This is a genomic window from Micromonospora sp. NPDC005161, from assembly GCF_053599855.1.
Genome location: NZ_JBSFYQ010000089.1, coordinates 1 through 10,160 on the forward strand (window position 1 = coordinate 1; position 10,160 = coordinate 10,160).

9 protein-coding genes and 2 pseudogenes are annotated in these 10,160 nt (G+C 67.3%); 10 read left to right on the forward strand and 1 reads right to left on the reverse strand.

The genetic code is table 11. The annotated features are described in order from the left end of the window. Positions 1 to 207: 207 nt before the first annotated feature. Positions 208 to 1,363 (reverse strand): annotated as a pseudogene (locus tag ACWD5O_RS36300) (IS3 family transposase). Between the two features lie 219 nt (positions 1,364 to 1,582). Here ACWD5O_RS36300 and ACWD5O_RS36305 point away from each other — a divergent pair. The 10 genes and pseudogenes from ACWD5O_RS36305 to ACWD5O_RS36350 all read left to right on the forward strand — a co-directional run bounded on the left by ACWD5O_RS36305 (position 1,583) and on the right by ACWD5O_RS36350 (position 10,120). After that, the gene (locus ACWD5O_RS36305; protein ID WP_450088080.1) at positions 1,583 to 2,734 is read left to right on the forward strand and encodes a pyridoxal-phosphate-dependent aminotransferase family protein; all 1,152 of its coding nucleotides are present in this window, start codon (positions 1,583 to 1,585) and stop codon (positions 2,732 to 2,734) included. Further along, positions 2,731 to 3,417 carry an RraA family protein gene (locus tag ACWD5O_RS36310; RefSeq protein ID WP_450088081.1) on the forward strand — a complete coding sequence of 229 codons (687 nt, stop codon included), beginning with the start codon at positions 2,731 to 2,733 and terminating at the stop codon, positions 3,415 to 3,417. The genes ACWD5O_RS36305 and ACWD5O_RS36310 overlap by 4 nt, the downstream gene beginning before the upstream one ends. Then, on the forward strand, positions 3,414 to 4,238 hold the full coding sequence (locus tag ACWD5O_RS36315) for a cyclase family protein (protein WP_450088082.1): 825 nt from the start codon (positions 3,414 to 3,416) through the stop codon (positions 4,236 to 4,238). The genes ACWD5O_RS36310 and ACWD5O_RS36315 overlap by 4 nt, the downstream gene beginning before the upstream one ends. Continuing rightward, a complete protein-coding gene (locus ACWD5O_RS36320; protein ID WP_450088083.1) occupies positions 4,235 to 5,686 on the forward strand; it encodes an MmgE/PrpD family protein in 1,452 nt (483 codons plus the stop codon). Before ACWD5O_RS36315 ends, ACWD5O_RS36320 begins: the two co-directional genes overlap by 4 nt. Before the next feature lie 137 nt (positions 5,687 to 5,823). Then, entirely contained in the window at positions 5,824 to 6,612 is a 789-nt protein-coding gene (locus tag ACWD5O_RS36325) for an ABC transporter substrate-binding protein (RefSeq protein WP_450088084.1), read from the forward strand. 74 nt (positions 6,613 to 6,686) lie between these two features. Then, on the forward strand, positions 6,687 to 7,490 hold the full coding sequence (locus ACWD5O_RS36330) for an amino acid ABC transporter permease (protein WP_450088085.1): 804 nt from the start codon (positions 6,687 to 6,689) through the stop codon (positions 7,488 to 7,490). Positions 7,491 to 7,544: 54 nt separating this feature from the next. After that, positions 7,545 to 8,297, forward strand: coding sequence for an amino acid ABC transporter ATP-binding protein (locus ACWD5O_RS36335; protein WP_450088088.1), 753 nt, complete (start codon positions 7,545 to 7,547; stop codon positions 8,295 to 8,297). Positions 8,298 to 8,401: 104 nt separating this feature from the next. Then, entirely contained in the window at positions 8,402 to 9,076 is a 675-nt protein-coding gene (locus ACWD5O_RS36340) for a GntR family transcriptional regulator (protein ID WP_450088086.1), read from the forward strand. Positions 9,077 to 9,297: 221 nt separating this feature from the next. Beyond that, a complete protein-coding gene (locus ACWD5O_RS36345) occupies positions 9,298 to 9,495 on the forward strand; it encodes a hypothetical protein (protein WP_450088087.1) in 198 nt (65 codons plus the stop codon). 57 nt (positions 9,496 to 9,552) lie between these two features. Next, positions 9,553 to 10,120 (forward strand): annotated as a pseudogene (locus ACWD5O_RS36350) (GmrSD restriction endonuclease domain-containing protein). Positions 10,121 to 10,160: the final 40 nt, after the last annotated feature.

The window sequence follows — 10,160 nt, forward strand, 5'->3', positions numbered from 1 at the left end:
GCGTCACGAGGTGGCGGTGCTGCGGCGACAGGTCGCTCGGCCGCGGGTGGGACTGGGCTGACCGGGCGTGCTGGCCGGCCTGACACGGCTGCTGCCCCGCCGATTGTGGGACGGGTTGTTCGTTCGGCCGGGCACCCTGCTGCGCTGGCATCGGGATCTGGTCCGCCAGCGCTGGACTGATGTGCCCCGGGTTCCGTGTTGGTGGACTCAGGCTGCGGACGTGATGAACGGGTGGAGCCTTTCATACTCGATCGGGGTGAGCATGCCGAGTGAGCTGTGGCGGCGTTGGCGGTTGTGGAAGATCTCGAGGTAGTCGAAGATCGCGCTGGCCAGTTCGGTGCGGGTCTTCCATTTCTTGCGGTTGAGTAGTTCGGTTTGCATGCGGCCCCAGAACGACTCGATGACCGCGTTGTCGTAGCAGTCGCCCACGGATCCCATGGAGGGGACGAGTCCGGATTCGCGGGCGCGGCGGGTGAACGCCCAGGACGTGTACTGGGCTGGGTGCCGTGGTCGGAGTGGATGATCGTGCCGGTGGGCCGGCGGTTGCCGATGGCCATGGACAGGGCGTTGGTGACCAGGTTCGCGGTCTGTGATGCGTCGATGGACCAGCCCACGACTCGGCGGGAGTAGACGTCGAGGACGACGGCGCAGTAGACCTTGCCTTCGCGGGTGGGGTGTTCGGTGATGATGTCGGTGACCCACAGCTGGTTCGGTCCGTGGCGGGTGAACGCGCGGTCGACGAGGTCTGTGGCGCAGGGCGTGTTGGGGCGTGGTCGCCGGTTTTTGTGGCCTGGTGGGCCTTTTAGGCCGATGCGGCGCATCAGCATCTCGACTGCGTTGTGCCCGACGGTGATGCCGCGGCCGAGGACCAGTTCGGCGTGCACTCGTCGGAAGCCGTAGGTTCCGCGCGAGTCCGTGTGGATCTGGCGGATCTGCTCGCTGAGCCAGGTGTGACGCAGCGAGCGTGCCGAGAGCGGGCGGTTGCGCCAGGCGTAGAAGCCTGCGTCGGAGACGTCCAGGACACGGCAGGCGATCTGGGCGGGTAGGCCTTCAGCGGTCATCGTGGCGATGGCCGTGAACCGTGCTTTGGGGGCACTGCCTCCTTCAACAGCTCCGCCGCCCGCCGGTGCACGGCCAGCTCGACCTCCAGCGCGGCGATCCGCTTGCGCGCGGCAACCAGCTCAGCGTGGTCCGTGGACGTCACGCCGGGAAACAGGCCGGAGTCGATACGCTCCTGCCGGCGCCAGTTATAGACGGTCTGATCACTGATCCCCAGATCGGTCGCCACGGCCGTGACCGTGCGCCCGGCTCGGACGAGATCAAGGACTCTGCGGCGGACCTCGGCCGGATACGGCTTCGGCATGGATGGCCTCCTCAGCGATCTTGAAGCGCGAGAAGTCAACCAAACCAACTCCACCAAACCCAGGGCACATCACCTCAGACGTGCAATCCCGTCTGAACACACGGGATACGCACCTCCACGACTTGCTCAGAACGTGGCTGTATTGCACCCGGCAGCCTATTGCATACATCTGTTCACGGCTGTATACAGGCATGGATGCAAAGTGATGAGAGGTAGCGCATGCGACTTCGGGTTCCGGGACCAACTCCAGTCCCACCACGGGTGCTACGGGCACTGGGCCAGCAGGTGATCTATCACCGCAGCTCGGAGTTCAAGGAGCTCCTCCACGACACGGCGGCCATGTTGCAGCCGCTGTTCGGGACCAGGACGGCCAACCCGATCGTGCTCACGTCGTCCGGGACCGGCGCCCTGGAGGCCGTGCTCGCCAACAGTCTGCGACCTGGCGACCGGGTGCTCACCCTCGACAACGGTCACTGGGGGGCACGCTTCGGCCGCCTCGCCGCCTCGCTCGGCGCGTCCGTTGAAGCTATGTCCTCCTCCTGGGGCGGTGGCGCCGATGCCGAGGCACTGCGTCGGCGTCTGTCGGCTCCGGATGGTGGAGAGTTCGTCGCCGTCCTGGTGGCACACAACGACACCTTCACCGGGGCGGTCACGGACCTGGCCGCGATCAGCGACGTCGTACGGGACACCTCGGCCCTGCTGGTCGTTGACGCCGTGTCCAGCCTCGGCTGCCTCCCGATTGAGGTGGACGCCTGGGGTTTGGACCTGGTCGTCTCTGCCTCGCAGAAGGGTCTGATGTGCCCGCCAGGGCTTGCCCTGGTGACTGCCTCGGAGAAGGCCTGGAGGCGCATCGACAAGGTGGATCCACGCGGGGAGTACTTCGACCTGCGCCGAGCGCGCGACATGGCGGCGCAGGGACAGGCGACCTTCACCCCGGCCGTCAACCTCGTCCGCGCCCTGCACGAGGCGCTGAGGATGGTGCACGAGACCGGCCTCACCCAGACCTTCGCGCGACAGGCGCACCTGGGCCGAGCACTGGCGGCTGGCGTCGCTGAACTCGGGCTGTCGCTGTATCCCAACGCCGACGTTGCGTCCCCCTGCGTCAGCGTGCTCCGCGCGCCAGAGGGAGTCGACGCCGCCAAGATCGTCGCCACGATGCGCGACCGTTATGGCACGCAGATCGCCGGCGCTCGCCGTTCTCGGCTCGACGGAACCGTCATCCGGATCGGGACCATGGGCTACTGCCGACCCGACGATATCCGCCTGGACGTCTGGCAGCTCGCCGGCGCCGTACAGGAGCAGGGGCACGTGGTGGACGTAGCCACAGCCATCGCCGCCACGGAGCGCGAGCTCGAGGAGGTCGCAGCATGAGCGGAACGCCGGGATTTCGCGTCACCTCAGAGTGGACCCGACCCAACCCCACCACCGTCGCCGCCTTCGCCGACGTGCCGTCGCCCAACATCGGCGACGCCATGAACCGGCTCGGCGTGGTCGATCCGCGCATCCAGGCCGTCTGGCCAGGCGCACGATGCGCCGGGTCGGCCCTGCCGGTTTGGACCCGGGCCGGCGACAACCTGATGATCCATAAGGCGATCGACATGGCCGAGCCAGGTGACGTGATCGTCGTCAACGGCCAAGGAGACCTCACCCGTGCCCTGTTCGGAGAACTGATGGCGCACAGCGCCGCCGCGCTCGGCGTGGGTGGCCTGGTCTTCGACGGAGCCGTCCGCGACGTCGCGTCCCTGGCGGAGCTGCGGCTGCCCGTGTTCGCCTGCGGCGTGAGCCCTGCCGGTCCCTTCAAGCAGGGGCCTGGCGAGATCGGGCGACCGGTCGCCATCGGCGGCGTGGTCTGCGCTCCGGGCGACCTCGTCGTGGCCGACGCCGACGGCGTGGTCATCGTCCCCCACGAGGACGTCGACGCCGTGCTCGCCGAAGCACAGGCGATCCAGCAACGGGAGGCCAAACGCCTTCAGGAGATCCGGGGCGGCTCACCCCGACGAGCCGGCATCGACGAGGAACTGATCCAGCGCGGCGTACTCGGGAAGGCATCGTGACCGCGAGTCCCGCCCTAGCGTCAGTCCTGGCAAGCCTGTCCGCCGGCAAGGTCTACGACCTCGCCCAGACCCTGCAGACCGGGATGGCCTGCTCACCCAACCACCCCGGCTTCCGCATGGCGCTGCAACGCCGCCACGGTGACCAGAACCGCGCCGACGGCACCTCCTCGGCCAGCGAACTCATCATTACCGGTGGGCACGTCGGCACCCACATCGACGCGCTCTCCCACTTCTCTGACGCGGGATGCCTGCACGGAGGAGTCGATGCGGCAGCCGCCCAGCAGACCGGACGGTTCACCAAGCACGGCGCCGAAACCATCCCACCGTTCCTGCGCCGAGGTGTGTTGCTGGACGTCGCGGCAACTGCCGGCGTCGAAGTCCTCGCCCCCGGAGTATCGGTCGACACCGCCACTTTGCAGACCACGGCCGCCGCTGCCGGCGTCGAGGTACGCGCCGGCGACGTTGTGCTTGTCCGCACCGGCTGGTCCCGCCACTTCGCCGACCCGCAACGGTTCCTCGGCCTCCACGACGGCGTACCCGGCATCACGACCGACGCGGCTGCCTGGCTCGCCGACACCGGTGTGGTGGCCGTTGGCGGCGACACGACATCGGTTGAACAGATCCCCGCCGGGCAGGGGCATTCGCTGTTGCCCGTGCACCGGTTGCTCCTCGTCGAACGCGGCATCTACCTCATCGAGATGCTCGACCTCGAAAAGCTCGCGGCCGACAACATCGCGGAGTTCCTGTTCGTCGCGATTCCGCTGAAGATCTTCGGCGGCACGGGATCGCCCCTGCGTCCGCTGGCGGTGACGGCACAATGACCTCCCACGACAAACCGATCGCGCACCTGCTCGCCCGCTTTGCCGCGGACCATCGCGCCAACCCCATGCTGGTGGAGCGGTTCGGCGAAGACATCCACGGCCGGATCGTCGACGTTCTCGGTAACTCCCTCGCGGCCACCACCACAGCCGTGTTCCCGGTGACCTCGACCGTCGTGCGCACCTGGGGCGGCGCCCCACACGCCACCGCGATCGGGCTCAACCAGCGTGTGCCGACCGCCTCCGCGACTTTCCACAACGGAACCCTCGCCCACGCCCTCGATTTCGACGACACCCACCTGCCGTCGGTTCTACACCCTAGCGCCTCGGTCATTCCGGCGGTGATTGCCACCGCCGAAGCCGTGGACGCCTCTTACGACGCCCTCGTGGCGGCCGCGGCGGTCGGGATCGAGATCACCAACCGGCTCGGCATGGCAGGCTACGACGACGCACTCGGCAACTCCGTCTTCTTCGAACGCGGCCTGCACGCGACCTCGATCTGCGGCACCCTCGGATCCGCCGTCGCGGTGGCGATGCTGCTCGGAAGCGACCAGGACGTCATCGGGCACGCGATCGGGCTCGCGGCGAGCATGGGCGCCGGCCTGCTGGAGGCCAACCGCACCGGCGGCACGGTGAAGAAAATCCACTGTGGATGGGCCGCCCACGCAGGCACGGTGGCGGCCGAACTGGCCGTTGCCGGGCTCACCGGTCCGCCCACCGTGCTCGAGGGACGGTTCGGGTTCCTGCAGGCTCACTGCGGTGACCGCGTCGACCTCGCCGCCCTGACCGACGACCTGGGGACCGGCTGGACGCTGGGCGACGTCGGCTTCAAGCCGTACCCCTGCAACATCTACACGCACCCGGTGATCGATGCCGCGCTCATGCTCCGCGAGCGCGGCATCACCGCCGACCAACTCGACTGGGTCGAGGCCGGAGTCGCCAAGCCCACGTTGCGGACCATCGCCGAACCGCCGGAGAAGAAGGCCAATCCGACCACCGGCTACGAGGCCCAGTTCAGCGGGCCCTACGCCTTCGCGGCCGCGATGCTCGGGGGCGGTGGGCTCGGGGTGGGCCTGCAGGACTTTACCGACGCCGCCGCGGTCGAGCCACAGCGGCGGGCGCTCGCGGGACGTGTACGCATGGTCGAATCGGCCACCGCCACCGCCGCCTTCCCCCGAAGGATCTCCTGCGTCCTGCGCTACGGCACCCAGCAGGGCCAGGAGGGGGAGATCGCAATCCCAGTCAACCGCGGTTTCGGCGCTCGCACGCTCACCGCCGACGAGCACCTCATGAAGTTCCGCTCCAACGCCTCGACCGCACTGCCTGCGCCGCAGGTGGAGGCACTCGAAAAGGCGCTCCAGCGGCTCCCACAGACGTCGATGACCGACCTCATGTCGGGCCTTCGACAGCTTGCCCCCAGTCACGGGTCACCAGACAGAAAAGGTTACTGATGCCCAACCAACGTCCCAAACGTATGTACTCCATCGCCGCCGCGACCCTGGCCAGCGCGGCCCTGCTCCTCGGGGCGGCCGCCTGCGGATCGACCGACCAAACGACCGACGCAAGCTCCACCGGTACCCCCGGTCCAGTGAGCACCCTGCTGCCCGAGAGCGTTCAGGAGGCGGGAACCCTGACCATCGCCACGGACGCCCAACTTCCGCCCAACAACTTCGTCGGCCCGGACGGCAAGACCATCATCGGCGTGAGCGTCGACATGGGCAACGCGGTCGCCGAGGCACTCGGCGTGAAGGCGACGTTCGTCAACACGAAGTTCGCCTCCCTTATCACGGGCCTGCAGGCCGGCCGCTACGACATCGCGATGTCCGGCGTCACCGACACCGCCGAGCGGCAGAAGCAGGTCGACTTCGTCGACTTCATCGAGTCGGGTCAGGTCTTCATCGTCCCGAAGGGAAACCCCGGCAAGGTCGACTCCCAGGACGCCATGTGCGGAAAGACCCTCAGCCTGGTCACCGGCACCATCTCCGTGGACCTCGCCGAGGCCCAGTCGGCCAAGTGCGTCCAGGCGGGCCAGGAGCAGGTCACGATCCTGAAGTTCCCGACGGTTGCCGACGCCCTTCTGCAGCTGACGAACGGACGGGCTGACGCCAACATCGCCAACCTCGGGAAGGCCGCCTACCAGTCGAAGGAGTCCGGCGGGAAGCTCGAAGTCGCCGGGAAGCCGTTCGCGACCTCATACGACGCGGTCGCGGTGAAGAAGGGCGACAAAGAGATGATCGCCGCGCTGCAGTACGGCTTCGACAAGATCATTAAGGACGGCACCTACCAGAAGATCCTGGAGAAGTGGGACGTCCAGGACAGCGCCGTGGACAAGGTCGTCGTCAACGGCGGCGACTCGCTGGAGGGGAGCACCAGCTGACCATGGCTCCCCAGAATGAGATCCGCGCGAAACCGGTCCCGCGGCCCGGACTGTGGGCGCTGACGGTGGTCGCAGTGCTGGTCGCGGCGTTCCTCGTCTGGACGTTCGCTTCCAGTCCCAATGTGCACTGGGACGTCATCGCGAATTACCAGTTCGCCGACGCCATCCTGCAGGGCCTGCTGGTGACGCTGAAGCTGGCGGTGATCTGCGAGATCACCGGTCTGCTGCTTGGAATCGGACTCGCCGTGATGCGGCTGTCGAGCAGCCGGGTGCTGTCCTGGCTGAGTGGAATCTACGTCTGGGTCTTTCGCAGCGTCCCCCTGCTCGTGCAGCTCGTCCTCTGGTTCAACCTCGGGCTGCTGTTCCCAAACATCGGCATCCCAGGTACGTCGTTCGTCGTCGAGACCAACGACGTCATCACCGGATTCGTCGCCGCGCTCCTGGGCCTGACGCTGCACGAGGCCGCCTACAACGCCGAAATCGTCCGCGGCGGCATCGCCGCTGTCGACCGGGGCCAGGTGGAGGCCGCGCAGGCCCTCGGTATGAACCGAGCGCTCCTGCTACGCCGGGTGGTGCTTCCCCAGGCACTTCGAGTGATCGTGCCGCCCGCCGGCAACCAGTTCATCTCCTTGCTCAAAAACACCTCGCTCGTGGCGTTCATCGCCGGGGGAGACCTGCTCTCGACCGCGCAGAACATCTACTCCGGAAACTTCGAGATCATCGCCCTGCTCATCGTCGCCAGCCTGTGGTACCTCCTGCTGGTCTCGATCACCTCATTCCTGCAGGGCCGCCTGGAACGGCACATCGGGCGGTCTTCGGCGCAGTCGAGCAAGCCACGGCGGGACGAACCCGCGCCGGCTGCGGTGGCCGGTGCCTGAACAGTGGAGACGACATTGACGACCGAAATCGCATCATCGAGCCTGTCGGGCCCGATGGTCCGCGCCGAGGGCGTACGCAAGTCCTTCGGCCGGGTCGAGGTTCTTAAGGGGATCTCCCTCGAGGTAGCCCGAGGCGAGGTCACGTGCGTGATCGGACCGTCCGGCTCGGGGAAGTCCACGTTCCTGCGCTGCATCAACCACCTGGAGAAGATCCAGGCCGGCCGCATCTGGATCGACGGCGATCTCATCGGCTACCGCCAGGTCGGCGAGAACCTCCACGAACTGCGTGACCGGGAGGTGTGCCGCCAGCGTGCCGAGGTGGGGATGGTCTTCCAGCAGTGGAACCTCTTCCCCCACCTGACCGTTCTCGGCAACTGCCTGGAGGCCGCCGTACGGGTCAAGAAGGACTCGCGGCAGTTGGCGACCGAGCGGGCTCAGCGGCTGTTGGAGCGGGTTGGTCTCGCCCACAAGGCGGACAGCTACCCGAGCCAACTCTCCGGCGGCCAGCAGCAGCGCGTTGCCATCGCCCGCGCCCTGATGATGGAGCCCAAGCTGATGCTCTTCGACGAACCGACCAGTGCGCTGGACCCGGAACTCGTCGGCGAGGTCCTGGACGTGATGAAGTCGCTGGCGGCAGAGGGCATGACCATGGTCGTCGTCACCCACGAGATGGGCTTCGCCCGGGAGGTCGCCGACACAGTCGTGTTCATGGACGAGGGAGTCGTTGTCGAGTACGGCGACCCGCAGCAAGTTCTGGCCCGACCGCAAAATGGCCGCACGCAGTCGTTCCTTTCAAAGGTGCTATAAACGGGGATGGTATCGCGCATCGTGATGGAGATCGGCTCTCCTGCAGAGCTGGATTTATGGCTCCCGTCGAGCAATGAAGGCAGACATGTGGGAGGGACGAAGGGGTGACCAACGGTTCGAGAGAGTTGGCCGCCGACGTCTACGTGACGCTGCGGGACGACATCATCAGCGGCGAACTCGAAGCCGGGGCGCCGCTGGTCGTGACGACGGTCGCGACGCGCATGGGCGTCAGCCGGACACCAGTTCGGGAGGCCCTGCGCCTGCTTACCCGTGACGGCCTCGTCGAGTCATCAGAGCGGCAACTCCGCGTTGCCGGCCGCAGTGCCCAGGCACTCTTCGACATCTACGAGGTACGTATTCCGCTGGAGGCCGCGGCCGCCCGTGGGGCCGCGGAGCGGCACACCAGCTTCGACCGGATGCAGCTCATCCGACTGCACGAGATCCTGCGAGAGGTTCCGCCCGACGACGTGGCCGCGCTGAACGCCGCGAACCGGAAGTTCCACGAAGCCATCTGGGCGGCCACGCACAACAGCGCACTGATCGACTTCCTGAAGCGCCTCGACCTCTACCTCCGCCGTTATCCGGCGACGGCGCTTCACCACGCCGGGAGATACCAGGACTCCCGCGACGAGCACGAGGCGCTGTTGGAGGCGATCCTGGCTCGCGATGTCGAAGTAGCGGGCGAACGCGCCAACGTCCACTTCACGGCGGCTCGCGACGTTCGGCTGCGCTTCTACGACTCTGCCGACCCCGTGTTCCGGGGAAACACCCAGTCCTGACCCTTCACCCCGCCCGGCTGAGGAACCAGCGTTCCTCGGCCGGGCGCTCTGTTGTTCGCGGTCGCGCCGCTTCCGCCAGGGACGCGGAATCTCTGTCGCTCGGGGGATGGCGAGCCCCCACAGATAAGGAGTCTGTCTACGCCAAATCGGATACCTTCGGCGTCGTAATGAGACCACCGCGAATGGTTGACGATCATTGCGGTTCGGTTCCGGGTGAGGCGATGACCGTGGTGGCGGAGGGAATGCGATGTCGATCAGTCACCGACCACCCGGCCTTAAAAGAAGGAGGCGGTGCCTCCAAGGCCGGCAGGACCGCATGCGGCGGTGAGCAGCTGGTCGCCGCCGACCCGGCCACCGGCCAGCGTCGAGTGCTGACCTCGCTGCCCGACCGTGCACTGGTGATCCTCCCCGGCGACTAGGGGGCCAAGCCTAGACGCGGTTTCGCATCAGGTGCGAAGGGCGTGGGACGGCGGCGAATGGTCCTGTTGGCGCTCCTGATCTTCGCTGCGGCGGGCCTGGCTGCCGGCGGGCGCAGGTTCCGCACAGGCGTGGCGGCGCAGGGCTCAACCAGCGGCTATTCACGGGACCTGTTCCCGCACTGGATCACGATCAGCGGTAGCTGCAACACCCGCGAGCAGGTCCTCAAGCGCCGGCACCTCCGTCGTGGTCGACAGCTCCTGCGCGGCGACCTCGGGCCGCTGGTACAGCCCCTACGACGGCGCGACCTGGACGGCGGCCTCCGACGTCGACATCGACCACGTCGTGCCCCTCGCTGAGGCGTGGCGCTCCGGCGCCAACTCCTGGACGACCAGCCGCCGGCAGAGCTTCGCCAACGACCTGAGCCGCCCACAGCTGATCGCGGTGACGGACAACGTCAACCAATCCAAGGGCGACCAGGACCCCTCCACATGGCAGCCGTCCCTGTCGTCGTACCGGTGCACCTACAGCAAGATGTGGATCACCGTGAAGTACAACTGGAGCCTCACCCTGCAGTCATCCGAAAAGTCCGCCCTGCAGAGCATGCTCAACACCTGCAGCTCCTGACACAGCCCATTGGGTCGGCGGGGCGTCCCGCGGGACGCCC

What these genes read in the sequence shown, in the direction of transcription:
- ACWD5O_RS36305 (WP_450088080.1), top strand. Translation starts at nt 1,583, where the DNA reads ATGCGACTTCGGGTTCCGGGACCAACTCCAGTCCCACCACGGGTGCTA.
- ACWD5O_RS36310 (WP_450088081.1), top strand. Translation starts at nt 2,731, where the DNA reads ATGAGCGGAACGCCGGGATTTCGCGTCACCTCAGAGTGGACCCGACCC.
- ACWD5O_RS36320 (WP_450088083.1), top strand. Translation starts at nt 4,235, where the DNA reads ATGACCTCCCACGACAAACCGATCGCGCACCTGCTCGCCCGCTTTGCC.
- ACWD5O_RS36335 (WP_450088088.1), top strand. Translation starts at nt 7,545, where the DNA reads ATGGTCCGCGCCGAGGGCGTACGCAAGTCCTTCGGCCGGGTCGAGGTT.
- ACWD5O_RS36345 (WP_450088087.1), top strand. Translation starts at nt 9,298, where the DNA reads ATGACCGTGGTGGCGGAGGGAATGCGATGTCGATCAGTCACCGACCAC.